Source organism: Bradyrhizobium sp. PSBB068, assembly GCA_016839165.1.
Lineage (GTDB): Bacteria > Pseudomonadota > Alphaproteobacteria > Rhizobiales > Xanthobacteraceae > Bradyrhizobium.
Genome location: CP069300.1, coordinates 6000606 through 6022752, shown reverse-complemented (window position 1 = coordinate 6022752; position 22147 = coordinate 6000606). Strand labels below are relative to the sequence as shown.

The 22147-nt window shown below is 64.1% G+C and carries 31 protein-coding genes; 11 read left to right on the top strand and 20 right to left on the bottom strand.

What is annotated here, in order from left to right; translation table 11 throughout:
• Positions 1 to 182 precede the first annotated feature (182 nt).
• Both JQ507_28115 and JQ507_28110 read left to right on the top strand, forming a co-directional pair.
• Entirely contained in the window at positions 183 to 473 is a 291-nt protein-coding gene (locus tag JQ507_28115; GenBank protein ID QRI73547.1) for a hypothetical protein, read from the top strand.
• Between the two features lie 176 nt (positions 474 to 649).
• Entirely contained in the window at positions 650 to 982 is a 333-nt protein-coding gene (locus JQ507_28110; protein QRI73546.1) for a hypothetical protein, read from the top strand.
• Between the two features lies 1 nt (position 983).
• Here JQ507_28110 and JQ507_28105 read toward each other — a convergent pair whose 3' ends face one another.
• The gene (locus JQ507_28105) at positions 984 to 1121 is read right to left on the bottom strand and encodes a hypothetical protein (GenBank protein QRI68735.1); all 138 of its coding nucleotides are present in this window, start codon (positions 1119 to 1121) and stop codon (positions 984 to 986) included.
• A gap of 34 nt (positions 1122 to 1155) precedes the next feature.
• Between JQ507_28105 and JQ507_28100 the strand changes: the two genes are divergently transcribed.
• Entirely contained in the window at positions 1156 to 1836 is a 681-nt protein-coding gene (locus tag JQ507_28100) for a ParA family protein (GenBank protein ID QRI68734.1), read from the top strand.
• A 240-nt stretch (positions 1837 to 2076) separates the two neighbouring features.
• Here JQ507_28100 and JQ507_28095 read toward each other — a convergent pair whose 3' ends face one another.
• Together JQ507_28095 and JQ507_28090 are read right to left on the bottom strand one after the other, a co-directional pair.
• Positions 2077 to 2223 (bottom strand): hypothetical protein, encoded by a 147-nt coding sequence (locus JQ507_28095; protein QRI68733.1) that lies wholly within the window; start codon positions 2221 to 2223, stop codon positions 2077 to 2079.
• A gap of 133 nt (positions 2224 to 2356) precedes the next feature.
• Positions 2357 to 2653, bottom strand: a complete 297-nt coding sequence (locus JQ507_28090) for a DUF4282 domain-containing protein (GenBank protein ID QRI68732.1) — start codon at positions 2651 to 2653, stop codon at positions 2357 to 2359.
• 319 nt (positions 2654 to 2972) lie between these two features.
• Here JQ507_28090 and JQ507_28085 point away from each other — a divergent pair, with 319 nt between their 5' ends.
• The 3 genes from JQ507_28085 to JQ507_28075 all read left to right on the top strand — a co-directional run bounded on the left by JQ507_28085 (position 2973) and on the right by JQ507_28075 (position 4231).
• Positions 2973 to 3431: a MaoC family dehydratase gene (locus JQ507_28085; GenBank protein QRI68731.1), complete on the top strand. Its 459-nt coding sequence runs from the start codon at positions 2973 to 2975 to the stop codon at positions 3429 to 3431.
• 1 nt (position 3432) lies between these two features.
• On the top strand, positions 3433 to 3915 hold the full coding sequence (locus JQ507_28080; protein ID QRI68730.1) for a MaoC family dehydratase: 483 nt from the start codon (positions 3433 to 3435) through the stop codon (positions 3913 to 3915).
• Positions 3916 to 4087: 172 nt separating this feature from the next.
• Positions 4088 to 4231, top strand: coding sequence for a hypothetical protein (locus JQ507_28075; GenBank protein QRI68729.1), 144 nt, complete (start codon positions 4088 to 4090; stop codon positions 4229 to 4231).
• 107 nt (positions 4232 to 4338) lie between these two features.
• Here the strand turns inward: JQ507_28075 and JQ507_28070 are convergent, their stop codons facing one another.
• The 7 genes from JQ507_28070 to JQ507_28040 form a co-directional block, all read right to left on the bottom strand.
• Positions 4339 to 4476: a hypothetical protein gene (locus tag JQ507_28070; protein QRI68728.1), complete on the bottom strand. Its 138-nt coding sequence runs from the start codon at positions 4474 to 4476 to the stop codon at positions 4339 to 4341.
• A gap of 227 nt (positions 4477 to 4703) precedes the next feature.
• Entirely contained in the window at positions 4704 to 5123 is a 420-nt protein-coding gene (locus JQ507_28065; protein ID QRI68727.1) for a hypothetical protein, read from the bottom strand.
• 154 nt (positions 5124 to 5277) lie between these two features.
• Positions 5278 to 6249, bottom strand: a complete 972-nt coding sequence (locus JQ507_28060; GenBank protein QRI68726.1) for a hypothetical protein — start codon at positions 6247 to 6249, stop codon at positions 5278 to 5280.
• 185 nt (positions 6250 to 6434) lie between these two features.
• A complete protein-coding gene (locus JQ507_28055; protein QRI68725.1) occupies positions 6435 to 6869 on the bottom strand; it encodes a nuclear transport factor 2 family protein in 435 nt (144 codons plus the stop codon).
• A 200-nt stretch (positions 6870 to 7069) separates the two neighbouring features.
• A complete protein-coding gene (locus tag JQ507_28050; protein ID QRI68724.1) occupies positions 7070 to 7330 on the bottom strand; it encodes a hypothetical protein in 261 nt (86 codons plus the stop codon).
• A gap of 323 nt (positions 7331 to 7653) precedes the next feature.
• Positions 7654 to 8097 carry a nuclear transport factor 2 family protein gene (locus JQ507_28045; GenBank protein ID QRI68723.1) on the bottom strand — a complete coding sequence of 148 codons (444 nt, stop codon included), beginning with the start codon at positions 8095 to 8097 and terminating at the stop codon, positions 7654 to 7656.
• A gap of 226 nt (positions 8098 to 8323) precedes the next feature.
• The gene (locus tag JQ507_28040; protein QRI68722.1) at positions 8324 to 9148 is read right to left on the bottom strand and encodes a hypothetical protein; all 825 of its coding nucleotides are present in this window, start codon (positions 9146 to 9148) and stop codon (positions 8324 to 8326) included.
• A 141-nt stretch (positions 9149 to 9289) separates the two neighbouring features.
• On the opposite strand from JQ507_28040, the gene JQ507_28035 reads away from it, so the two are divergent.
• The 3 genes from JQ507_28035 (at position 9290) to JQ507_28025 (ending at position 11123) form a co-directional block, all read left to right on the top strand.
• A complete protein-coding gene (locus tag JQ507_28035) occupies positions 9290 to 9529 on the top strand; it encodes a hypothetical protein (protein ID QRI68721.1) in 240 nt (79 codons plus the stop codon).
• 77 nt (positions 9530 to 9606) lie between these two features.
• Positions 9607 to 9801 carry a hypothetical protein gene (locus JQ507_28030; GenBank protein QRI68720.1) on the top strand — a complete coding sequence of 65 codons (195 nt, stop codon included), beginning with the start codon at positions 9607 to 9609 and terminating at the stop codon, positions 9799 to 9801.
• Positions 9802 to 10736: 935 nt separating this feature from the next.
• Positions 10737 to 11123: a hypothetical protein gene (locus JQ507_28025; protein QRI68719.1), complete on the top strand. Its 387-nt coding sequence runs from the start codon at positions 10737 to 10739 to the stop codon at positions 11121 to 11123.
• 47 nt (positions 11124 to 11170) lie between these two features.
• Here the strand turns inward: JQ507_28025 and JQ507_28020 are convergent, their stop codons facing one another.
• From JQ507_28020 to uvrB, 4 genes are read right to left on the bottom strand one after another with little or no spacing between them, the layout of a single operon-like run.
• Positions 11171 to 11452: a hypothetical protein gene (locus tag JQ507_28020; GenBank protein QRI68718.1), complete on the bottom strand. Its 282-nt coding sequence runs from the start codon at positions 11450 to 11452 to the stop codon at positions 11171 to 11173.
• A 9-nt stretch (positions 11453 to 11461) separates the two neighbouring features.
• Positions 11462 to 12229, bottom strand: coding sequence for a restriction endonuclease (locus JQ507_28015; GenBank protein ID QRI68717.1), 768 nt, complete (start codon positions 12227 to 12229; stop codon positions 11462 to 11464).
• Between the two features lie 45 nt (positions 12230 to 12274).
• Complete coding sequence (locus JQ507_28010) at positions 12275 to 12691, bottom strand: pyridoxamine 5'-phosphate oxidase family protein (protein ID QRI68716.1); 417 nt, start codon at positions 12689 to 12691, stop codon at positions 12275 to 12277.
• Between the two features lie 3 nt (positions 12692 to 12694).
• Entirely contained in the window at positions 12695 to 15658 is a 2964-nt protein-coding gene (uvrB, locus tag JQ507_28005; protein QRI68715.1) for an excinuclease ABC subunit UvrB, read from the bottom strand.
• 288 nt (positions 15659 to 15946) lie between these two features.
• Between uvrB and JQ507_28000 the strand changes: the two genes are divergently transcribed.
• Positions 15947 to 17167, top strand: a complete 1221-nt coding sequence (locus JQ507_28000; protein QRI68714.1) for a hypothetical protein — start codon at positions 15947 to 15949, stop codon at positions 17165 to 17167.
• Between the two features lie 20 nt (positions 17168 to 17187).
• Here the strand turns inward: JQ507_28000 and JQ507_27995 are convergent, their stop codons facing one another.
• The 4 genes from JQ507_27995 to JQ507_27980 form a co-directional block, all read right to left on the bottom strand.
• Positions 17188 to 17379 carry a hypothetical protein gene (locus JQ507_27995; protein ID QRI73545.1) on the bottom strand — a complete coding sequence of 64 codons (192 nt, stop codon included), beginning with the start codon at positions 17377 to 17379 and terminating at the stop codon, positions 17188 to 17190.
• A gap of 11 nt (positions 17380 to 17390) precedes the next feature.
• Positions 17391 to 17627 carry a hypothetical protein gene (locus JQ507_27990; GenBank protein QRI68713.1) on the bottom strand — a complete coding sequence of 79 codons (237 nt, stop codon included), beginning with the start codon at positions 17625 to 17627 and terminating at the stop codon, positions 17391 to 17393.
• Between the two features lie 153 nt (positions 17628 to 17780).
• On the bottom strand, positions 17781 to 19001 hold the full coding sequence (locus tag JQ507_27985) for an NAD(P)-binding domain-containing protein (protein QRI68712.1): 1221 nt from the start codon (positions 18999 to 19001) through the stop codon (positions 17781 to 17783).
• Positions 18994 to 19896, bottom strand: coding sequence for a LysR family transcriptional regulator (locus tag JQ507_27980; protein ID QRI68711.1), 903 nt, complete (start codon positions 19894 to 19896; stop codon positions 18994 to 18996). Before JQ507_27980 ends, JQ507_27985 begins: the two co-directional genes overlap by 8 nt.
• Positions 19897 to 20005: 109 nt before the next feature.
• On the opposite strand from JQ507_27980, the gene JQ507_27975 reads away from it, so the two are divergent.
• Positions 20006 to 20239 carry a hypothetical protein gene (locus JQ507_27975; GenBank protein QRI68710.1) on the top strand — a complete coding sequence of 78 codons (234 nt, stop codon included), beginning with the start codon at positions 20006 to 20008 and terminating at the stop codon, positions 20237 to 20239.
• Positions 20240 to 20319: 80 nt separating this feature from the next.
• Here JQ507_27975 and JQ507_27970 read toward each other — a convergent pair whose 3' ends face one another.
• Both JQ507_27970 and JQ507_27965 read right to left on the bottom strand, forming a co-directional pair.
• Entirely contained in the window at positions 20320 to 20952 is a 633-nt protein-coding gene (locus JQ507_27970; GenBank protein QRI68709.1) for an SCO family protein, read from the bottom strand.
• Positions 20949 to 22064 carry an MBL fold metallo-hydrolase gene (locus JQ507_27965; GenBank protein QRI68708.1) on the bottom strand — a complete coding sequence of 372 codons (1116 nt, stop codon included), beginning with the start codon at positions 22062 to 22064 and terminating at the stop codon, positions 20949 to 20951. Before JQ507_27965 ends, JQ507_27970 begins: the two co-directional genes overlap by 4 nt.
• Positions 22065 to 22147: the final 83 nt, after the last annotated feature.

Here is a 22147-nt window from a genome sequence, read left to right as displayed (position 1 = left end):
TTTCTGTCAGCAACTTGCAATGGTCGCGAAAATCCAACCGGCCGCAGCGTGTCACCACGCCTGCTTGCGCTTCTGCGTTTCTTCACTCACACTCTCGGAAACGCCACCTTTTGTATACGCTTGGTGCTGCCTTGGGGGGATGCATGGGGATCGCCGGTTCAAGGAGTTTTTCGTTTGCGTTGATGCTCGTGGTCGCCGTTGCGGCGCTGCTGCTGCCGGGCCGGGGCGAGGCCTACACCCCCGACCAGCAGGAGGCCTGTACGCCGGATGCGTTCCGGCTTTGTGGTCCCGAGATTCCCGACGTCGACCGCATCACGGCCTGCATGATCAGGAATAGGGCGCAGCTCTCGCCCGCCTGCCGCGTCTTCTTCCGCGGTGGTCCCGAGCCGCGTGAGGCGAGCGAGCGCGAGGAGCGGCGGCCTGCCAAGCGCAAGGTCTCCAGATCGCACAAGGCGAAGAAGTCCACCTACTGATCTGGTTCCCGTCGCGCGCACGCAAGCGTCCCCGAAGCGCGACGCGACTTCGCGCGATCGCGCAGCTGCGTTTTTCAAGACCGTCATGCGCGACAGACTGACGCCTTGTGACGCTGTCACGCAGCATCATCTCTGGGACTGGTGTTGCTTGCAGGATCCGTTCCGGAACGGATGGAGTGAGGCGCGTGAGCGAATTTGACAGACAGGAGATCGATCGGCACTTCGCCTGGTTCGAGGCCAAGCTTCCGGAGAAGCCGGCACGCTTCGTCGCGTGGCTGCGCAAACCGTCGTCACGCCATGTGCGGATTCCGCTCGCGATCCTCTTGATCATCGGCGGCATCTTCAGCTTCCTGCCGGTGCTCGGACTCTGGATGCTGCCGCTCGGACTCCTTTTGTTCGCGCAGGACGTTCCGTTGCTGCAGAGGCCCACCGCGCAACTGCTTGGCTGGATCGAACGCAAATGGATCGCGCGCGAGCGCGCCAAAACTGCCGAAAAATGCCAGCCCTGAGTCAAATCAAGCGCTTAGCTTCCATTTTCGGTTGTGTCATAATTACAGTGTGACTCAAAAAGCAGAATGCACCGGTAATCTTGGCCGCTTTGCGGATTGCAAGAAGTTTTTTCTTTCGCGAATCAGCGTGCTGATTCATTTTCGCCTCCTGGGGTCAATCTGGAGGCCAACGTATGAACGTGATTGTTTTCGCTTCGCGTAAGGGGGGCTCGGGAAAAAGTACCCTGGCTGCTCACCTCGCCGCGCAAGTGCACAAGGCGACGAAGCCCTGTCTGCTGATCGACGCCGATCCGCAGGGTTCGCTCACTCTCTGGCACAAGCTGCGCGGCACCAACGAACCCGCGATCAAGACGGCGGTGAATTCGGTCAGCGGGATCATCGCGCAGGCCAAGCGCGACGGCATCGAGTGGGTGTTCATCGACACGCCGCCGAACCTGTCGGCCGTGGTCGACGACTCGATCAAGAACGCCACCATGGTGATCATTCCGGCGCGTCCCGGCGTGTTCGACGTCAATGCGGTGCAGGAAACCATCCAGACCTGCCGCTCGATGCGCAAGCCCTATGCCGTCGTGATCAACGGCGCGCCCGCGCAGCGTGACGGTGCCGAAAGCCGCATCGTCGCGATCGCGCGCGAGGCGCTGGCGAAGTTCCGCGCACCGGTGTGGAGCGGCCAGATCACCAACCGCGCCGATCTGCTGATGGCGCTCGGCCAGGGTGAAGGCGCTCGCGAATATTACGCGGAAGGCCGCGCCGCTGCCGAAATCAACCGGCTGTGGGCCGCGATCGAACGTTCGATCAAGGCGATCCGCGGTACGGCGTCGGCGTCGGGCGCAATGCACAAGCAGGCGGCGTAACAACGCCGCTCTGGTTCGAACTGGAAAGAACGCGCGGTACCCGCGCGTTTTTTGCGTGATTGTCATTGCGAGCCATTGTCATTGCGAACCAACGGGTCGCGCGAACGCGCGCCCGATGACAGGCTCCGCGAAGCAATCCTTTTGTCCACGCGTACCGACCGATGGATTGCTTCGTCGCTTCGGCGCAAAATTGCTTTGCAATTTTGTCGCGCGCTCCTCGCAATGACGCGATGGATGGCGTTACGCCACCATCAACAGATAGAACACGATCACCGGCGCCAGGGTCAGGATCACCGACCAGATGCCGACAGCCCACAGAATATCCTCAGTCGTGAAGCCCGGCGCTGTGCCCGGCCTCCCGGCAATAAAACCAGTCCTGGAAGTCACGACGCCCCCGCATTGGTCTCGGCAATGCAGGGGTGATACGCGAGCGGCTTTAATATCCTGGCCGGAATTTCGCTGGCATTTGCGCGCGCCGACTACTTCGGATTAACCACGGCTCGGCCAGAGGCCGGACGGCTCAGTGCATGCCGCCGTCGCGGTCGCGGATCGCGCCGAGATGTTCGTTGATCCGGAACACGATCAGGATGAACTCGGCGATAATGCGCGAGAACACGATGCCGACGAACATGCTGGCGATCGACGCAAGCAGCTGAATGAAGCCGACGAACGGGCTGATTGCCATTGCCGTGAGGCTCCACAGGACGCCGGAGATTCCGAACAGCACGATGACTGCGATCACCAGCCAGTAGAACGTCTTGATGATCGTGGGCGTGATGAAGCGGTCCCACTGAAACAGATCCTGGAAATCGAACATCATGGTTCTCCCGGCCAGCCGACATATGATTCGCGTCTCGTTCATCCTACTGCGTCACCCCCGGCGTGATCACTTCATCCCAGGCGCCTGCGCGGAGGCGGCAATAGGGGACGAAGCGTTCGCCGGGCCAATGGTCCAGGACCGCGCCAAGGCGCTTCCGCACCACGGGGATCGCTACCGCAGGAGCCCAATCGGTCTCGCCAGAGGCCAGCCCCGGACCGGGCGCCGGCAGTCCAGGGTCGAGCTATGCGAGTGGGCCAGTTGTGATTGCTGCAAATAACGGCCACAATCGGGCTTCCCTCCGGCATATCCTCATCTCATGACCACGCTGACCTTCGAAGACTTCAAGCCCGGCCGTTTCGGCACGTTCGGCCCTCGCCATGTGTCGCGCGAGGAAATCCTCGCCTTCGCCGCCGAATTCGACCCGCAGCCGATGCATCTCGACGAGGAGGCGGCGAAGAAATCCATGCTCCGCGGCCTGTCGGGCTCCGGCTGGCATCTCGGCTCGCTGATGATGCGGATGCTGTTCGACGGCTTCATCGGCCGCACCGCCTCGCTCGGCTCGCCCGGGGTCAACGAGATGCGCTGGGTGGCGCCGCTGCGTCCGGGTGACGATTTGACGCTGGACGTCGGCGTCGTCGAGGCGCGGGTTTCGAAGAGCCGCCCGGAAACCGGCATCGTCACCTTCAAGGGCACGATGCGCAACGCGCGTGGCGAGATTCTGTGCGAGATGGAGTCGCCGATCATCGTCAGCCGCCGGCAAGGCGCGGGTAACTAAGATGCGTTTCTTCGAAGACATCGAGATCGGCGACCAGCGCGCGATCGGTTCATTCACCTTCACCGCCGAGGACATCAAGCGCTTTGCCGCGCAGTTCGATCCGCAGCGCTTCCACCTCGACGAGGAGGCGGGGCGCAACTCGCTGTTCGGTGGGCTCGCGGCATCGGGCTGGCACGTCGCCAGCGTCTGCATGAAGCTGCTGGTCGCCGACGGCAAGCAACTCGCCGCGCAAGCCGCTGCGCGCGGTGAGAAGGTCGCGGTCTGGGGACCCTCGCCGGGCTTCCGCGAGCTGCGCTGGATCCGCCCGGTGCTGGCGGGCGATACCATCAGCTACTCCAACCAGGTCGAGACCAAGCGCACGTCCGGGAAGCGGCCCGAATGGGGCATCCTTCAGGCCCGCAACACCGGCGTCAATCAGCGCAATGAGGTGGTGTTCTCGTTCCTCGCGACCGCCTTCGTGCCGCGCCGCAATCCCGGTTCCTGATGTTGCCCCCACGCCTCTGATGTTGCCCGGACGCCATGGTGGCAGACTAAGTCTGCTGCCTACGCAGTTGTGCGTTGCGCGGAACTCATTTTTTGCTAACGCATTTTGAACCTTTGTCCCTGCTCTATGGTTTGAGGGCACGGACATCCGGGCAGGCACCACTGGGGATACCATGGCAGATCGCAGCGCGCTGAAACTCGTCGGAATTATCTTCGCGACGGTAACGGTTGTCGTGATGCTGGCGACCGGAATGGTCGTGAAGGGGTTTGCCGACGGCAACTATTCCTTCGAGACCACCGCGAGTATCGATCGCTGATCGACCCTCTGTAACCGCGGGCTCTCGGCGAGCGCCCCGGGATGTGCGTTTGCGTGTTTCAATGTGATCCGTCGGCAGGCTGCGTCACATTCTACCGGTTAACCTGTTCAACGATTCCAGATCAGCACCATCACGACGGTCGCGGCGGCCAGGATGCCGATAAACCGGAGCATGATCGTGCCGATGCCCTGCTGCGGCTGGCGCAGCGGAATAGGATCGGCGTTATCAGGCCGGACGCTCTGCATGAATTCTCTCCAAAATGGATGCCCGCCAGCGCGCGGTCCGGACCCGATTTCCGGATCGGACGCCCGCTCGGCATCGAACTTTCAAATCGGCTTCCGCAAGAATTGACGTCGCGGAGCTTACACCGCGCAGAATAACGAATCGTTCAACGCCGCAGCGGGCATGCAAAACGAAGCCGCCGCCCCCCTTGTCGGGAGACGGCGGCTGCTGGCCCTAGAACGGATCGCGATCAGCTGTTGCGCAGGCCGTCGGCGGCGCGCTTCCACTGCGAGACGTTGTCGGCGATCATGCGTGTCGACTTCATCGCGGCCTGGCTGAGTTGGGCATAGCCGGAGATCTCGCGCTGGACGCGCTGGCCCTCGGCATGCAGCAGGTCGCGCAGGCTCTCGAGCTCGCCGATCAGCTTCTCGATCTCGGCGAGCGAGGTGCCGGCGACGCGCTGGATCAGCGAGTTGACGTTGCTGACCGTGGCGTCGGTGTTGGTGTCGGTCGGCGCGGTCTCCGGGCTCGCCACGGGGCGGCGCAGATAGGCGATGTCGTTGCGCACGAAGTCGCGGATGCCGGCTTCGACTTCCGAGACCGCAGCGAGGTTGGTGTCGACCTCGGACGTCGCCTCTGTGGCTTCCTCGGTACGGTTGGTGGCGTTCATCGGCTTTCCCCTGGGTTCGCAATAGCGAAGCGCGGCTGTCCCCCGCACGACGAATTGATGAAGTTACGGACCTATCAGTGCCGCCGAATTTGACCGCATCTGGGCCAAGTTGGGGCAATGGTTGATCATTAGCGCGACAGGGATAACAGATCGTTCACCATGAGCGCTTGTAGCCGGCGCCGATGCTCTTGTTGATCGTGCCCTGGGGGGTCTCGCCGACTGAGCCGGAGACGGTGACGCCGTCGAACAGCTTCTGCTCGGCGCCGATCTTGCGCAGCCATTTGTCGTCGGAGGTCGAGGACAGCGTCTGGCCCGCGGTGATGCTGGTGCCGGTGTCGGTAACGGACAGCCGTGCTGACTGGCCGGTGTCGTAGCTGTGCGAGGGGGCGCCGGTGATGCCGGGCACCGGGACCACGCCCTGCTGGATCAAATTATAGCCGCCCTGCAGCGTCAGCGAATACTGCTCCGACAGCGGCACCGACTTGCTCAGGGAGGTGCCGATCTTGCTCTGGTCGGCGCCGGGGTCGACCCGCGCCTCGACCGAGGTCTTGTCCCAGATCGATGCCACGCCGGGCGCGGACATCGTGGCCCAGGCCGAGCCGCCGGATTGCGGCAGGCTGCCGCCATTGGCCAGCCGTTCCGACAATTGCTCCGACGCCGTCGTCGTGGCCGGTTTGGCGACCGTCATGTCGGCGCCGATGCGGGTGTCGAGGAACGGCGAGATCGACTGCTTGACCGACACGGCCGAGGAGCCGTTGGCGTTGTTGTTGGTGGTCCAGGACGGATCGTTGCCGGCGACGCTGCCGCGCTTGGCCGCGCCCTTCGGCGCCAGCGTGGGCAGGCTGGTGGAATCGGTGTCGAGCTGGCTCCAGTCGAGCTTGCTCTGGTCGATGTCCTTCAGGATGTCGGCGTCATTGGCGTCGGCCGCCGGCGGCGCCTCGCCGGCCGCGGCCTCGGCGTCGTCCGCCGGGGTGTCCTTCGCTGCGCTGTCCTTGGCCGTATTTTGGACGGCGGGAGCGATCTGCCACGGTGAACTCTGGGCGCCGGCCGAAAACGTGAGCGCCACGCTGAAGCCGGCCGCCAGCACTGGCAGCCTCGCCCAGCCAAATCGCAATGTGGAAGTCATTCCCAGCCCGCAAATTCCAGAGCGGCAGTGTGCGTTTGCCGTGGCGCAAAATTGTGGCAACGGAACCGCGAAAGCAAATGATCAACGCGTGATCTGTCTACCGCCGGGGCGGGCGCCTCAACGCGAAGACGGGCTTCGCGCTTGAGATGCCCCGGACATGACGAAGCCGTGAAATCGGGGGGCCGTCAGACCGCGATGCGCGGCAGATGGATCGGGTAGCCGACGGTCTGCTCGACCAGATCGAAACTGTCGACCAGCACGCGGAAGCTCGTCAGCTTGCCGGCCCTGAACTGCGCGAAATGCGCGATCCTGAGCGAGATCGGCTTGTTGGAGTCCAGTGCCGTCAGCGAATAGCGCAGCATCGAGGCCGCGGAATCCGCACCCAGCATGATGGACTCGCGGTCGAAGCGGTGAACCCGCAGGTTCTCGCCGATCTGCCGGATCACCTCGAGCACTGCGGCCTTGCCGCGGCGCGAGCCGAAGAAGGAAAACAGGTCGATCGGTCCGTAGATGGCCCATTCGACTTCGTCATCGAGCATCAGCTCGACGTCTGTAAGCTGGCGTTCGTTGATCGCGCGATGCAATGCGCGCGAAAAACGCCAGAGGCTATGCTCTGTCATTTTGGTCTGGTCCTGAAACTGGATTTTCAAAGCAAGCGAATGGCAGGCGGTCAGCGCCGACGCCCTGCCAGGTTGCTGCACATCGCTATTGTCGCCTCAGATAGTGCGGAATAGCCAAAACGCAAATGACTTTTTTGCAATGCACAATTGCGCCGGATCCGACCGGAGTGTGACGCTCGAAAGCGTTCCGGTCACACAATTCAGCGGTCGCGTTGCCGCGCCGGCTGCCGTTCGATCACGATCTCGGCGTCGCGGATCGCCACCACTGCGAACAGCAGCGCACCGCCGATGCCGCCGATCGCGGCGCCGAGCGGCATGAAGGTGAAGAACACCAGCGTTCCGCTGTCGAGGCCCGAGGTTCTGGCCATTCCGATCCAGGTGAGCCCGGCTCCGATGCCGAGAGCGGCGCCGCCGAGGGCGCCCAGTGCAAGGCCAAGCACAGCGAGCAATGCGACTTTCATGGTAATTTCAGCCCCGACCGCAACAAGCCCAGTGATAGGTCCGCGGCGGGCCTTCGAGGTTCAACACCGTTGTTGCGAATTTGCGGGGCGTGACGCGTTTGCGGGAAGCTAAAGCCTGATGAGATTAGGTCGAGCTGGAACGGCATCGAAAGTTCACCTCTCCCTTGGGAGAGGCCGATTTGCGCAGCAAATCGGGTGAGGGGTTGCGGTCTATCGAGAGAGCAAGAGCCCTCACCCGGATTGCTTCGCAATCCGACCTCTCCCCACCGGGGAGAGGTGAAGCAAGACGGCGCCAAGTCGATTCAACCAAAACTCATCTCGCTTTAGTCCGCGTTCTGCCCGGTCAGCGCTGCCGCGATGTCACGCTCCAGCACCTGCTGGACGAGGTCGAAGGTGTCGATGATCTCGCGGATCTCGGTGATCAGGCCGTCGCGCAGCGTGTAGAACACCGCGACGTCGAACTGCACCATGCGGCGATTGTTGCGCTTGCGGAAGAACACGCGGAGCTGTGCTGCGACCTTGTCGCCTTCGGTCACCACGATCGGCGCCTCGTAGCGCATGTCGGAGTAACGCTCGTGGATCGTGGTCCACATCTGACGCAGCGCGGGTTTGCCGCGGTGCTGGCCCATATGCGGGAGAATGTCGATCGGGGCGTTGGCGAGAAACGCGACGTCGTCGCTGCAGCGCTCGAGCGCGCCCTCGATGCCGCCCGCGTAATAGACGTCGAGGAAGTTCAAGACGCGTTGCCGGTTCAAATCCTCGCCCATGATCGACTCCGCCGGTTCCATCCGACTTGCCCCGGTTCCACACTCTGAACCCGTGCGTTCCACTATCAAACACATGTTTGACGTGCGAAAGCGGATTAGGTTCGGCAACCACCACGTATTGTGGCACAAAGTGCACATGATCCGGCAGCCGGCCGGTGAGATCGCGCCGGCTCGCTGTCGCGGCGCGCTCATCCGCCGGTGCGGCCGTTAACTCGCTGGCGCGGCCTTAATTCGCCGGCGCGGCCTTGCCGGTCACGAGGTCGATGATAAACCGCGTCTTCCTTTCCGAACCCTCCGGCACAAAGGCCTCGCCGGCCTGGAGGTCGTAGTAGAGCTCCTTCGACTTCGGAAAGCCCGCGCCGCAGGCGGTGCGGATGATCTCGTCGTCGGCGTAGTCGATGTCGACCGCAACCGTGTTGCGGCGCGGGCCGGCGGCGAGGTTGGATAGACCGAAATACTTCGGCCCCTCGTTGCACTTCACGACGTTGGCGCCGTAGGCGCTGACCGCATCCTCGGCCCGGAGCAGGAAGTCGGGTGTGATCTCGATCCGCTTGCCGGGCTTGCTGGAAAACTCCATCCGCGCCACCGCGCTCTCGACGATGCCCTGGCCCATGTGGCCAACCGTGCAGACCAACTCATCCTGCTGCTCATCCTTGGATAGCACGATGCAGTCATGGCCCTGCGCGCCCGCCAGGAAGCGCACGAAGCGGGTGGCCTTGCCGTTCTGCTCGAACAGCGCGACGCCGCCGAAATCGGTCGCGTGCGGCTCGCATTCGCTTTCATAATTGACGACAAGCAATGTGCTGTCCGGAGCGAGGAAGCGTCCGGCGTAGCGCTCCTTGGTCAGCTTGACGTCGCAGGCCCGGCCGCCGGGATAGGATTTCGCCCGCGTGCAGGTCGACCCCTTGATATTGGCGCCGGTGCAGAAAGTCGCAAGCAGCGCACGGTCGCCATCCTCCGCGTGGGCAGGGCTGGAGATGAAATGGCTGGCGACGACCAGGATCGCCGCGGCAAGCGCCCGCGCGAGGAAGGCAATATGTAATGTCTGCACGATCTTCAAAACACGGTCCGCAATGCGGCGGCATTTAGAGCATGATCGCGGCCTGTGCGCAGCGAATTTCTGGCGCGAAGCGGCGGGAACCGGCAGGGTGGCTTGGCCGTTGATGCCGGACAATTCCATTGGAGCCGCATCATGAAATCCATTCTTGTCGCAACCATTATTGCCGTCACTGCGCTTGCCGCAACTTCGCCCGCCGACGCCAAGGGCTGCATCAAGGGCGCGGTCGTCGGCGGTGTCGCCGGCCATTATGCCGGTCATCATGGCGTGCTCGGCGCGGCCGCCGGATGCCTCTACGGCCGCCATCACGCAAAGGAGCAGGAACGTCAGCGCCAGCAGCAGCAGGCTCAGCCTTCGCAGCAGGAGAAGCTGTAGGGCCCGGCCTGTTGTGAAGCCGCGTTTCCGGAACGCCGCCCGCAGGGGCGGCGTTGTCTCGTTGCGTAACGGAGACGATGATGACGAAACCAAAGACAAAGACCATCCAGCCCGTTCCCGACGACAACAAGAGCCACAAGGGCCCCGGCAGCGCTCCCAGCGTTCCCCTCGACACCACCAAGGGCCATCGCGACGACGAGAAGCACAACATCCGCGAGCAGGCCGCGCACGGCAATCTGACCCAGAACACCAGCAACCGGCGGTCGGGGTAGGGCGTAGCTCCACATCCTCGGCGTCGTCCTGGCGAAAGCCAGGACCCATAACCACCGCTATTTGTTGCGAGCCGGACCGCGGCCCCAGCCTCGTCCGGCAATGCACATCTGGGGTAATGGGTCCTGGCCTTCGCCAGGACGACGGTGGAAATCCGATTCACCTGTCAAACAGCGTGCTCAGCGTCATCACCCGCGCATGCGGCTGATCCAGTATTCCAGAGGCCGCGGTGCTTGAATCGAGAGGCCGCGGCGTACTGGATCGCCCGGCCCGTCTTCGCCAAGGCTTCGACGAGGCCATGAGTCACTGGCGCGCCGAAGCTTTAGCGAAGGCGGCGAGCCGGGCGATGACGGCTGGGAATGGTGACGCAGCTTCGCATTCTCGCGGCGCGTTTCGCCCGAGCTTTGCATTTCGTTTGCCCTCCGTCTGAACAGAGGGCGCAGGGAAGACCGGGTGCCGATCGCACCCATGGGCCCCGTGCAATGGGTAGAAAGCACGGGGGTAGGACCACAGGTGTAACCGGAAACAACCCGGCCTTCCCTGCGCGATGGTAGTGCGGCTTACTTCGTGCTCTCCCCGGCGAGACTGGGCTTTGTTGTCACCGTCTCCGCAACGCGCACCGCGCAATTCGAGAGACACCTACCATGAGGGCGTCAGGACCACACGACTTCACCGTCCGCTTCACGCGCATTCGTCGACTGCGCATTCCGCGTCCACCGCATCTCACACCGCGTTCGTGACGATCGCGACCCGCCCCTCGTGTCGGGTGAGACGCGCACATTGAACATCTGAGTTGGGTCCCGCGTCAAGTTAAATTCCGAAAATCGGAATAAATCTGCCGGGGCCCGCTGCCGGCGTGACGCGCATCACGTCGCAGACGGGCACGCGCGGCTAGATTGGCGGCATCGGATCACCCGACTGCCGAGGAAACGCCGCCATGAACGCCATCGCCGCACCGAAGTCATCCGCGCGGAACCGGCTCGAAGGCTTTGCGCTCACCGCCATCCTGCAGGGGATGCCGACCTTCGCCGCCGCCGTGCTGGCGCTGAAGATGATCGGTGCCCCGGAAATCGTCGGCGATCGCTACGGCGCCGCGATCTACGTCGTGCTCGCCTCGCTGGTCTACGCCGCGATCACGCCGCTGCTCGCCGCAAGATTCCCGAAACGTTTCGCCGGCGCCTACGCGCCGATGTTCTCCGACGCCGGCCTGTCGTTTTCCGAGAAGATCGCGCAGTGGCGGAGCCAGCCCACGGTCTCGCTGCAACTCATGACCACGATGATCATGATGTCGCTGCTGGCGGTCGCGGTGGTCAGCGTTCGGTGAAGAATACCTTAGAGCTACGAGCGTTACCGATGGATATCGGCCAAAGATTAGTCTAACTCGGTCGAGACCAAAAATTCCTCCGCCTTTGCGCGCGTAGGGAAGCGTCCGACTTCTTCATAGTCGGGATCATGTTCTGCCGTGTCGGGCGAGCGCATTACGACGAATTCACTGCCTTCCTGCTCGATAAGATCAGTAAGGTCTTCGCTCCTGATCGGCGTCATGTCGCGTGCGCCACAGTGTGGGCATTCATTGTCACACATGCAGGACCATTCATCTGTCCAGCGGCGGCGGCAACTTTCACATCTATAGAAATTGAGAAACCAAGCCATGTCGACCTCTCAAGATTTCAATCGGTAATTGCCTCGAGCCAGGAACTCGATAAACCCACGATCGCGCAAGAATTGAAGCTGCTGGCGAATCTTCGGCCGGACGTTCTGGTTGCCCGGATACAGATCGCCAAGATGCCGTTCAAAGGCATAGACTTCTTCAAGGGTAAAGTCGCGCTTGCCCAGCGCTTCGACGCATTTCATCACGTCGAGCAGCCAACCCCGCGCCTCCAGCGATTGATCGCGGAGAAAGAGTGTCTTCTGCCATTCCGCAAGAACCAGCTCCTTGTCGCGAATGACGCCGTTTTGAACGATGTGGATTTTTCCCCATTCCGGGACCTTGCCAAGGAGGATATTGGACCCGATCCAGCCGGCGCGCCGGGCCGTGGCGGCCAACGGCTTCCGTTCCTCGATGATGTCATGGACGAAGAAGTGCTTGGGAACGATCAGCAGATTGACGACTGCAAGCGGCTTCAGATCGTAGTTCATCAGGAGAAGGTTGGGATTGTTGCTCGCCGCGAGCCGCTCACACTTCGTCTTGTAGGCGCCGTCAGCAACCTTAGGGCCGAACTTCCCCTTCTGGCTCTTGAGCTCGAACTCCTCGCTGCACGATCCGCACAGGAAATCCGCCACCGGACTGTTGTTCGGGAACTGCGACATCTTTGCAGTGCCGCAGTGCGGACAATAGGCCCAAGCCTTGACCCAGGCCTCCGTCCAGGCACGAGCGCTTTGGGAGCCGCTGGTGTAAGAGGTTTGCGATTCTTCGAAGCCGAGTTTCATGAAGCCAGCGTAGCGAAACCGAACCAAATTTCCAGCGCTACACGTCTACGCCAGTTTGATCTCAGCAACCCGCTCCGGCACCGCGCCAAAATCGCTGAACCGCACCCAGCGGGGCCGCACGCGGACATAGCCGATGTTCGGCCATGCCTCGCGCTCCGGGCCGTCGGGCCACGCCGCGAAATACACCTGTTTGCAGGCGGTGAGTTCCGCGCCGGTTGGAAAGTCGGCGACGCCCTCAAGCTGCGCGGTCTGCTCGGCGTCCCAGCCGATCACAAGTGCTACGCGGGGATCGGCGCGGACGTTCTGGTATTTGCGCGAGGTGGTCAGCGTATCGAAGATGATCTCGAGATCGTCGCCGACCGCGATGCCGACGACGGCGGCCTGCGGTGCGCCATCGTGCACTGTGCTGACCACAGCGAGCCGGTGCATCCGCAGGAAGGCGAGAAGCTCGGCGCGCGTCATACTCTACCGCTTCTTCCACCCACCACGCTTCCCCGGCGCACCACCGCTGCTCCGCGGCGACGGGCCGAACTCCGGCCCCGACTGCCTTGAATCCGTCGGCTGGATGATGCGGCTCGTGGTGCCGAACGGTTTTGCCGGCAGTGCGCCGCCCGGGCGGAACGGCAGCGATTCCGGGCCGTGCATTTCGTCGAGGTCGGGCTTGTGGACGCGGGAGCCGGACTTGCCGCCGCGGCTGGCCTTCAGCGAGGTCTGCGCGGTCTTGTTCTTCAGCGCGGCGACCGGCAAATTGGCGGCGTCGCCGTATTTCCTGGTGCCGGCATAGGCGCCGGCCTGCTTCTGAACGTTGCGCTGCTTGGCGGTGGGGTCGTCGACCACGGCCATCTCGGTGGCGCGCAGCCGCTTGACCTCGTCGCGCAACCGCGCGGCTTCCTCGAAGTTCAAATCGGCGGCGGCCCCGCGCATCCTGGTTTCGAGATCGCTCAGCACGGCCTCGAAATTGTGCCCGATGCTGATGACGTCGTCGGCCATGCCGCCATCGCCGATCTCGACCAGCACGTGGTCGCGCTCGTAGACCGAGTTGAGGATGTCGCCGATCGACTTCTTGACGCTCTCCGGCGTGATGCCGTGGGCCTCGTTGTACTCGACCTGCTTCTCGCGGCGCCGATTGGTCTCCGCGATCGCGCGCTCCATCGAGCCGGTCATGCCGTCGGCATAGAGGATCACCTTGCCGTCGACGTTGCGCGCGGCGCGGCCGATGGTCTGGATCAGAGAGGTCTCGCTGCGCAGGAAACCTTCCTTGTCGGCGTCGAGGATCGCGACCAGCGCGCATTCGGGAATGTCGAGGCCCTCGCGCAACAGGTTGATGCCGACCAGCGCGTCGAACGCGCCGAGGCGGAGATCCCTGATGATCTCGATGCGCTCGATGGTGTCGATATCGCTGTGCATGTAGCGGACGCGGATGCCCTGCTCGTGCAGATATTCGGTCAGGTCCTCCGCCATGCGTTTTGTCAGAACCGTGATCAGCGAGCGATAGCCGGCAGCGGCCGTCGCGCGCACCTCGCCGACGAGATCGTCGACCTGGGTGCGGGCGGGGCGAATATGCACGGGCGGATCAATCAGGCCGGTCGGGCGGATCACCTGCTCGACGAACACGCCGCCGGCCTCGTTGATCTCCCAGCCGCTCGGCGTCGCCGACACCGCGACCGTCTGCGGCCGCATCATGTCCCATTCCTCGAAGCGCAGCGGGCGGTTGTCCATGCAGGAGGGCAGGCGGAAGCCGTATTCGGCCAAGGTCGCCTTGCGGCGGAAGTCGCCGCGGAACATGCCGCCGATCTGCGGCACGGTGACGTGGCTTTCGTCGGCGAACACCAGCGCGTTGTCGGGCACGTATTCGAACAGCGTCGGCGGCGGTTCGCCGGGGCGGCGGCCGGTGAGGTAGCGCGAATAGTTCTCGATGCCTGCGCAGCTGCCGGTCGCTTCCATCATCTCGAGGTCGAAGGTGGTGCGCTGCTCGAGCCGCTGCGCCTCCAAGAGCCGGCCTTGGTCGTTGAGCTGGTCGAGCCGCATCTTCAATTCCGATTTGATCGACTTGATCGCCTGCACCAAAGTCGGGCGCGGCGTCACATAGTGCGAATTGGCGTACATCTTGATGAATTCGAGCTCGTCCTGCTTGTGGCCGGTGAGCGGGTCGAACTCCTCGATGGTCTCGATGGTGTCGCCGAACAGGTTCACGCGCCAGGCGCGGTCCTCGTAGTGCGCCGGGAATATGTCGATGACGTCGCCGCGGACGCGGAAGGTGCCGCGGGTGAAGTCGGCCTGGGTGCGCTTGTATTGCAGCGCGACCAGGTCGGCGATCAATTGCCGCTGGTCGATGCGCTCGCCTTTCTTCAGCGCGAAGGTCATTGCGGTGTAGGTCTCGACCGAGCCGATACCGTAGATGCAGGACACGGAAGCCACGATGATGACGTCGTCGCGCTCCAACAGCGCGCGCGTCGCCGAGTGGCGCATGCGGTCGATCTGCTCGTTGATCGAGGAGTCCTTCTCGATATAGGTGTCGGTGCGCGGGACGTAGGCTTCCGGCTGGTAGTAGTCGTAATACGAGACGAAATACTCGACCGCGTTGTCGGGGAAGAAGCTCTTGAACTCGCCGTAGAGCTGCGCGGCCAGCGTCTTGTTCGGCGCCAGGATCAGCGCCGGGCGCTGCGTCGCCTCGATCACCTTGGCCATGGTGTAGGTCTTGCCCGAGCCGGTGACGCCGAGCAGCACCTGGGTGCGGTCGTTACGCTGGATGCCCTCGACCAGTTCGGCGATCGCGGTCGGCTGGTCGCCCTTCGGCTCGTAGGACGACTTGATCTCGAACCGCACGCCGCCTTCGGATTTCTCCGGGCGCGGCGGCCGGTGCGGGGTCCATACCCGCATCGAGCCGTCGTCCTTGCGGAACTCCGGGCGGCCGTCGCGGATCAGGTTTTCCAGCGCGTCGGCGGTGGCCTTGACGCCGAGCGCCTCCATCTTGCTGCGCGGCGGACGGGCCAACGCCTCGTCGTCATCCTCGGCGGTCGGCAGGCCGAGCTGCCGCGCCAGTTCCGGATCGAGCGTCGGGATGGTGGCCGAGGTGCCGTAATTGGCCTGCGGGGCCTCCTCGAGCCCTTCGGGCCTGGTTCGTGCGCCCGGCGGTTGCGGATTCTGTCGCAACGGCATCGGATAAGGATCGGCGGAACTCTGAGGGAAGTTCTTCGGCGTCGACGCCCGCGCGCGATGCGCCGCGGCCTCGCCGCCGGCGCGGCGGTCCCAGGAATTGTCCGGCGGCGGCTGCAAGCCGGTGCCCGAGCCCATGCCGGCATCGCCGCGATTGATCGCGGGATTGAGCAATTCCGCGAGCGCCGGTCCGATCGGCTGGACCTCGGGCCGGTGTGCCTTGGATTTGGGGGATTTGCCGGGCTTTTTCGGAGTGTTCGGTGTCTTCGCCATGGCCGGAATATGGGATGAGTCCGGCAGCGAGGAAAGGGCAAATGGCGTCCTGATCCGAGTGCGGGCGATGCTGCTGACAGCAGGGTGTCAGCAGAGCCGGGCGGCATTGGCAGAGGGCGGCTGCATCGAGGACGCGTGGGCCCGACTGCGCGCGCTGACGGGAACCGAAGCTTGTGGAAAATCCAAAGGTAGCCGCCGGTTTTGCTCACAACCAGCTCGCGAATCGCCCTCGCGCATGACGTGATCCGCCTGTTTGATTTCTTTCATTACGCCATTTCGGGGGCCGCGATGTTTTTGAGGGCTGCAAGCCGCGTCGTCGCGGCTGTCGTCGCGTTATCGATGTTGATCGGCTGCGCGGAAATCGATCGCAGGGGAGGAACGGTCGCGGAAATCGAGGACTACGTCCTGTTCGCCGCGCATACCAAGAGTCACCGTCTGTTCCGTTCATATCTGCTGATCGGCGTTCTGCTGGCGGCGGCCAGGCAGGGCGGTCACAACGAGGCCGATGTCGCTGCGATCGAAGGCAATTTGAAGTCCGCGCTTGCCGTGGCGTTTGAAGCCTATGAGTGCCTCTATCAGGACCCCGCCGGCGCGCCGCCAAACTGGTTGAAGATCGCGACCCAGGTCGACACCGCCAGTGCGATCGGCACCTTCGAGGCGGTCAACTTCGCAAACCCCACCATTTGCCAGTTCTTTGATGAGAAGATGGCGCGACTTGACTACGCGCTGTACCGCCTCGCGCTGAGCTCGCTCTTCAACGAGAAAACGAGCGTGCAGCTCGCGTCGATCCGCGACAAGCTGATCGGTGAGGTCCCGGTGCTGTCCGCGTCGGCGAAGGCCGCAATCTTCGGAGTGAGGGCAATCAATCAGACGACCACGATCGTCGACGACCTGCTGAATCTCAGCTTCTCAAGCCTGGGGCCGGTGCTGACGCTGCTGCCGCTCTATCGCGACTCCCTTGAAATGAACATGTGGATCATCGCCGACACGCTCACCCGAACATGCGCGGACCCCAATCCGCTGCCGCGCGACACCATGCTGCTCAAGGATGGAACGCCCGCACCGAGCTTTGCGCTCGATTGCCAGACCAAGGCGTACGCCTTCTACATCCTGAACTACGGCAACGGCGATTTGCGTGCCTGGCGCAACTTCGCATTTCAGATGAACTATGTGGGCATGGGGATCGAAGCCTATGCGCCGCACTTCGTGCTGGTTTCGCGGTTGATCTGGCGGTCCTGCAGCAATCTTCTCAAGCAGGCGGATTGCACCGACGTGCTGACCAAGGCGATTGCGCAGGCTTCCGGAGAATCGATCCTCGTGAAGGTGCACGAGGGAAATCGCGTCTACAGCGCATCGGTGGGCACCCGCTCGCGGTATGCGCGGCGGCCTGCGGCGCCGACCGAGACGTCAGGATCTCCGAAGGCGATCGCTGCTCCACAGCGCGAGCCGGAATCGACCGGTTCGGTTGGGCAGCCGAATGCCGCGGGGGGTGTTGCGCCGGCGCGCTAGTCTAGCGAGCGAAGCCCGCTTCAGGCGCGCGGCAGGTCGACGATGTCGAGATGGATCCCGCCGCAGCCGTCGCAGCGCAGGGTCCAGTATTCGGCGGCACGGCCGGGAATCACGCGCAGCAGCGAGAGCCGGGCGGCGCATTCCGGGCAGCTGGTCCTGACCTGCGCCGGCCAGACCGGATCCGGCTCGCATTGCGGGACCACGGCGAGCACCACGTTGCCGGTCACGCCGACGCTCCGGTTGCCGGCATCGTTATGCCATAGCGCTGTGGGAACCGGTCGATAGTTTTCTTCGCGTCGGCGATCGCCGCATCCGGATCGGACCACGCAAAGCCGATGTCGAGCGTCGGAAACGGCATGCCATCGATGACGACCGGCCTTTGATCGACCCGTTGAATCCTGGCGTGCCATTGCCCTTTCCCCACTTCGAACGACTTGATCTCAAAACCGCTGTAAATCATTCGCGACCTCGGGATGCCCTTCTCAAGGGAAGCACGGGCGCGCGGCGCCTTATGTGAACCAGATCACAAATCGCGCGGTTTATTTCCGCATTGCAAACCAGCTCCGGCTTTTTGTTTTGCCGCTGTTTCCTAGGGCGAACCGCGCGAAAACGGCTAGCCGCGGGCTGCGATGTGATCGGCGAGGGCCGCGGCGTCGTCGCCGACGCCGGACAGGAACGAGGATTTCATCTTCGACAGCCATTGCAGGCCGAGGAAATACAGGCCCGGCACCTCGGAGACGCCGTGATGGTGTCGCGGTACGCCATTGGCGTCGAGCACCGGTATGTCGATCCAGTTCAGATCGAGGCCATAGCCGGTGGCCCAGATCACGCCGGTGATCCGCTCGGCGCGCAGGTCGATCGTATCCAGCGGCGCAGTGAGGCACGGCGGATCGGGCAGGCGGAGGCGCGCCAGGGGATCGGCGGGCTGATCGAGGCCGCGTGCGGCGATGAAGTCGTCGACGATCCCGAGGAACGTCGCGTAGTAGGCGTCGCCATTGGCGATGTTGCTGGTGAGATCGGGTGCGATCGCGAGCACGCCGTTGCGCGCTGCGGTCACGCGGCCGAGCAGCGTCACGCCATCGGCGGCGAAGCGGCGGAAATCGATGGTGCGGCCGCCATGGGCGCCCGAGATCACCGGCAGCAGGCGCGACGGGCCGCGCTGCTCGACCCGCGTTTCGTCAACGCCCATCTCGGCCAGCCACCAGAACAGATCGCGGCCGCGATAGCGGCGCGGCAGACGGTTGTGACGTCCGACCGACAGGAAGACGCGGCGGCCGGCGCGCATCAGCTCTTCGGTGATCTGCGCGCCCGAGGCGCCGGCGCCAACCACCAGCACCGCGCCGTCAGGCAATTGCGCTGGATTCTTGTAGCTGCTGGCATGGACCTGAAACAGGCCGGGATGATCGTCCAGCAGCGCCGGCCGCAGCGGCCGCTGATACGGGCCGGTGGCCACGACGACGCTGCGGGCGGCGATGCTGCCGCCGGCAAGATCGGCAACGAAGCCGCCGGCATCGCGGCGCAGCTTTGTCACCTCGACGCCGCAGCGGATCGGCGGCGTGACGAATGTAGCGTAGTCTTCGATGAAGGCGATGATGGCAGCGGTGTCGGAGAAGCCGTCGGCATCGGCGTGCGGAAACGCGAAGTCCGGCAGCCGCACCGACCAGTTCGGAAACTGGAACATCAGTCCGTCCCAGCGTTCACTGCGCCAGCGCTCGGCGATCCGCCCCCGCTCCAGCACCAGATGGCCGATGCCGCGCTGCTTGAGCCGATGGCTCATCGTGAGTCCGGCCTGGCCGCCGCCGATCACCAGCGTGTCAACGGTCTCGTCAGCCATTGCGCGCTCCCTTGCGGTGCGCGGCCGGTTCCGCCGCGGCGCGGATGATCCAGCGCCGGAACGCGGCGAAGTCGCGCTGCTCGGCGTGGAAGCCGCGATAGACCAGATACCAGCGCATCCCCTTCGGCACGCTGAGCGCAAACGGCGCCACCAGCCGACCGGCGGCGAGATCGTCGTCGATGTAGGGCCGGATGCCCATCGCGATTCCGAGCCCGTCGCTGGCTGCCTGCAACGCCTGGCCGTAGAACTGGAACTCCGGGCCGCGCGCGGTGACACGCGTCACGCCGGCGGCCTTCAGCCAGGACGGCCAGTCGTCCGGCGAATGCGCGACGCGGATCAGGCTCGGTCCCCTGAGGTCGCCGGGCCGCTTCAGGGCGTTGGCGAGCCGCGCCGCGCACACCGGCATCAGGTCGGCGGCGAACAATGGTTCGGCGACGAGGCCCGGCCATTGGCCGTCGCCGAGCTGGATGCCGCAGCTCCAGTCGTCGGCGAACGGCACCGCCATGCCGCCGGTCGTGATCCGCACCTCGATGTCGGGCTCCGCTTTGCGAAACTCGGCGAGGTGCGGGATCATCCATTTCATCGCAAAGGTCGGCCCGACGCCGACGGTCAGCACGCGCGCACTCGCCGACGCCGTGACCTGCGCGGTGAGGCTCGCCAGCGCGTCGAAGATCGGGGTCAGGCCGCCCTGATAGGCGCGGCCGGCCGGCGTGGTGATGAGGCGGTTCGCCTTGCGCTCGAACAGCGTGACACCGAGTCGCTCTTCCAGCAGATGCACCATGCGGCTGATTGCGGCGGCCGAGACGTTGAGCTCATGGCCTGCCGCCGCGAAGCTGCCGGTCCGCGCTGCGGCCTCGAACGCCTTGATGCCGTTGAGAAAGAGCAGCCGCCGCATGAACCCTCAGGAAAGCTGATGCAAGGGCAAGATAACTCAGTTTGCGGGACGAGGCCAAGCGGCGCAGACATAGCGGACGATGAATCCCTGCTGACCCGGCGAGGACCAAATGACTGAGACCACGGACGCCCTGGTGCTCGATCTCGTCGAATGGGTCGCGCGCGAGCCGCGGCCTTATACCGAAGTGCTCGAGGTCTGGCGCACCTCATGCCCGCGGCTGACGATCTGGGAGGACGCCGTCGACCGCGGTTACGTCGCGCGCCGTCCCTCGATCGAGGGCATGCGGGTGATGGTGACGGCGAGTGGCGAGACGTTTCTGCGCGCGCACGGGCGGATGCATTGAGATCTCGATGGCACCGCGTTCCTCACCTCTTCCACAAGGGGAGAGGTGGACCTCCGATGCAGCGATAGTTGACGATCTTGTCAGCGCGCCGGCGCGACGAGCCTCGGCCGGATGATCTCGACCATGCGGTCGGCCGAGGTGCCCGGCGGGAAGAAGCCGAGATAATTGCCGTCGCGGTCCATCAGATAGATGTAGGCGGTGTGATCGACGGTGTAGTCGCCGGCGTCCTGCGGCACCCTTGCGTAATAGACCTTGTAGGCATCGGCGACCTTGCGGATCGCATCGGCGCTGCCGGTCAGCCCGATCAGGCGCGGATGAAACATCGGCACATAGTCTGCGAGATGGCTTGCGGTGTCGCGCTCGGGATCGACCGTGATGAAGATCGGCTGCACCTGGTCGCCGTCGGGGCCGAGCCTGTCGAGCGCCAGCCCGATCGCCTGCAGATCGGTCGGGCAGACGTCCGGGCAAAAGGTGAAGCCGAAATAGACCAGCATCAGCCTGCCGCGGAAGTCCCTGTCGGTGCGCGCATGGCCGGCCTGATCGGTCAGTGCGAACGGGCCGCCGACCGGCTCCCTGTTCCACATCAGGATGTCCATGATCTCGGCGGCCGAGCGTGCCGATTGCGCTGGCGCGTCGCCGGCCAGCGCCGGCGCCAGCGTCAGCCATAGGCCGGCGCCCACCCAAGCGAAACCGCGCAGGATGGGTCGGATCATATGCCGAACGAAAGGCGGCTGCCGGTGGTCGTGACCAGCACCTTGTCGCCCATCTGTGCGGTCGCCTCCTGCACGAAGTTGAGCCCGGAGCAGTGCATCGGGACCACTACGTCGGGGTCGAGCTTCTTGATCTCGGCGACGACCTCGGTGAGGTAATCCTTCGGCGCCGGCCCGAGATGGAAGCCGCCGACGATCGCGTGCACCTTCTGGATGCCCGAGACCTCCTGCGCCTGCTTGACCGAATTGACGATGCCGACATGGCCGCAGGACGAGATCACGACGAGGCCGAAGTCGCGCACGTTGAAGCAGGTCGCATGCTCATGGATGTGCTCGTCGGGCACGATCTTGCCGTCCAGCTCGGCCGGCAGATAGTGGCTGGCGTTGCAGCCGAGCCCGTCCTTGATGCCGAACTCGACCCAGGTGTTGGGCAGCACGCGCTCGACGCTGCGACGGTTGATCTTGCCGGTCGTGAAGGCGTGGCCCGCGATCACGGTCGGGGTCTCGCACAGCACGGTAGTGACGCGTTGCGCGGCGAGCTGGCGGCGGTCCAGCGTGCCGAAATCGGTGAACTGGCCCTTGGTCGGGGTGGCGCTGACGCGGTGGCAGAAATTGTCCTCGCCGCCCGCGTAGAGCTTGACGTCGGCCGGAAGCTTGTCGCGGAATTTATCGAGGAAGCCGTTGAGGCCGCCGAAATGGTCGTAATGCCCGTGGCTCACGATCAGCGCGTCGAGCTTCGACGGATCGACGCCGACCAGCGCCATGTTGTTGAGCAGGACTTCCGGCGTATAGCCGTAGTCGAGCATCAGCGTGCGCTGCGCGCCCTTGGTCTCCGACTCCAGCCACAGCGACAGGCCCCATTCGTTGTGCAGCGACTTCTGGTAGTCGGCTCCACGCGGCGGCGGCGCGATCGTGACGCCGCCCGACTGTTTCGGTTTGAAGAACAGGTCGTAGCTGGAATCGACCAGCACGCGGATCGAGAGCTTGTCGACGGTCGGCACCTCGATCGGCGCGGCACTCGCGATCTCGACGCATGAAAATGCATTCGCCGCTGCCGCGCCGGCCAGCGCCGCGGATGCCTTCAGAAAGTCGCGTCGTGCCAGATCCCTGATCATCGCAATTCCTCCCGCTGCAAATATCGTCATTGAAACAAACAAACTGTCGGCGGAGCCTAGGCCCAATCGCGCATCCGCTCAAT

Excerpts from the sequence above, each read along its gene's own strand:
- JQ507_28115 (QRI73547.1), top strand. The coding sequence starts at position 183 with ATGCTCGTGGTCGCCGTTGCGGCGCTGCTGCTGCCGGGCCGGGGCGAG.
- JQ507_28105 (QRI68735.1), bottom strand. The coding sequence starts at position 1,121 with ATGAATCAGCACGCTGATTCGCGAAAGAAAAAACTTCTTGCAATCCGC.
- JQ507_28100 (QRI68734.1), top strand. The coding sequence starts at position 1,156 with ATGAACGTGATTGTTTTCGCTTCGCGTAAGGGGGGCTCGGGAAAAAGT.
- JQ507_28090 (QRI68732.1), bottom strand. The coding sequence starts at position 2,653 with ATGTTCGATTTCCAGGATCTGTTTCAGTGGGACCGCTTCATCACGCCC.
- JQ507_28085 (QRI68731.1), top strand. The coding sequence starts at position 2,973 with ATGACCACGCTGACCTTCGAAGACTTCAAGCCCGGCCGTTTCGGCACG.
- JQ507_28080 (QRI68730.1), top strand. The coding sequence starts at position 3,433 with ATGCGTTTCTTCGAAGACATCGAGATCGGCGACCAGCGCGCGATCGGT.
- JQ507_28075 (QRI68729.1), top strand. The coding sequence starts at position 4,088 with ATGGCAGATCGCAGCGCGCTGAAACTCGTCGGAATTATCTTCGCGACG.
- JQ507_28070 (QRI68728.1), bottom strand. The coding sequence starts at position 4,476 with ATGCAGAGCGTCCGGCCTGATAACGCCGATCCTATTCCGCTGCGCCAG.
- JQ507_28065 (QRI68727.1), bottom strand. The coding sequence starts at position 5,123 with ATGAACGCCACCAACCGTACCGAGGAAGCCACAGAGGCGACGTCCGAG.
- JQ507_28060 (QRI68726.1), bottom strand. The coding sequence starts at position 6,249 with ATGACTTCCACATTGCGATTTGGCTGGGCGAGGCTGCCAGTGCTGGCG.
- JQ507_28055 (QRI68725.1), bottom strand. The coding sequence starts at position 6,869 with ATGACAGAGCATAGCCTCTGGCGTTTTTCGCGCGCATTGCATCGCGCG.
- JQ507_28050 (QRI68724.1), bottom strand. The coding sequence starts at position 7,330 with ATGAAAGTCGCATTGCTCGCTGTGCTTGGCCTTGCACTGGGCGCCCTC.
- JQ507_28045 (QRI68723.1), bottom strand. The coding sequence starts at position 8,097 with ATGGGCGAGGATTTGAACCGGCAACGCGTCTTGAACTTCCTCGACGTC.
- JQ507_28035 (QRI68721.1), top strand. The coding sequence starts at position 9,290 with ATGAAATCCATTCTTGTCGCAACCATTATTGCCGTCACTGCGCTTGCC.
- JQ507_28030 (QRI68720.1), top strand. The coding sequence starts at position 9,607 with ATGATGACGAAACCAAAGACAAAGACCATCCAGCCCGTTCCCGACGAC.
- JQ507_28025 (QRI68719.1), top strand. The coding sequence starts at position 10,737 with ATGAACGCCATCGCCGCACCGAAGTCATCCGCGCGGAACCGGCTCGAA.
- JQ507_28020 (QRI68718.1), bottom strand. The coding sequence starts at position 11,452 with ATGGCTTGGTTTCTCAATTTCTATAGATGTGAAAGTTGCCGCCGCCGC.
- JQ507_28015 (QRI68717.1), bottom strand. The coding sequence starts at position 12,229 with ATGAAACTCGGCTTCGAAGAATCGCAAACCTCTTACACCAGCGGCTCC.
- JQ507_28010 (QRI68716.1), bottom strand. The coding sequence starts at position 12,691 with ATGACGCGCGCCGAGCTTCTCGCCTTCCTGCGGATGCACCGGCTCGCT.
- uvrB (QRI68715.1), bottom strand. The coding sequence starts at position 15,658 with ATGGCGAAGACACCGAACACTCCGAAAAAGCCCGGCAAATCCCCCAAA.
- JQ507_28000 (QRI68714.1), top strand. The coding sequence starts at position 15,947 with ATGTTTTTGAGGGCTGCAAGCCGCGTCGTCGCGGCTGTCGTCGCGTTA.
- JQ507_27990 (QRI68713.1), bottom strand. The coding sequence starts at position 17,627 with ATGATTTACAGCGGTTTTGAGATCAAGTCGTTCGAAGTGGGGAAAGGG.
- JQ507_27985 (QRI68712.1), bottom strand. The coding sequence starts at position 19,001 with ATGGCTGACGAGACCGTTGACACGCTGGTGATCGGCGGCGGCCAGGCC.
- JQ507_27980 (QRI68711.1), bottom strand. The coding sequence starts at position 19,896 with ATGCGGCGGCTGCTCTTTCTCAACGGCATCAAGGCGTTCGAGGCCGCA.
- JQ507_27975 (QRI68710.1), top strand. The coding sequence starts at position 20,006 with ATGACTGAGACCACGGACGCCCTGGTGCTCGATCTCGTCGAATGGGTC.
- JQ507_27970 (QRI68709.1), bottom strand. The coding sequence starts at position 20,952 with ATGATCCGACCCATCCTGCGCGGTTTCGCTTGGGTGGGCGCCGGCCTA.
- JQ507_27965 (QRI68708.1), bottom strand. The coding sequence starts at position 22,064 with ATGATCAGGGATCTGGCACGACGCGACTTTCTGAAGGCATCCGCGGCG.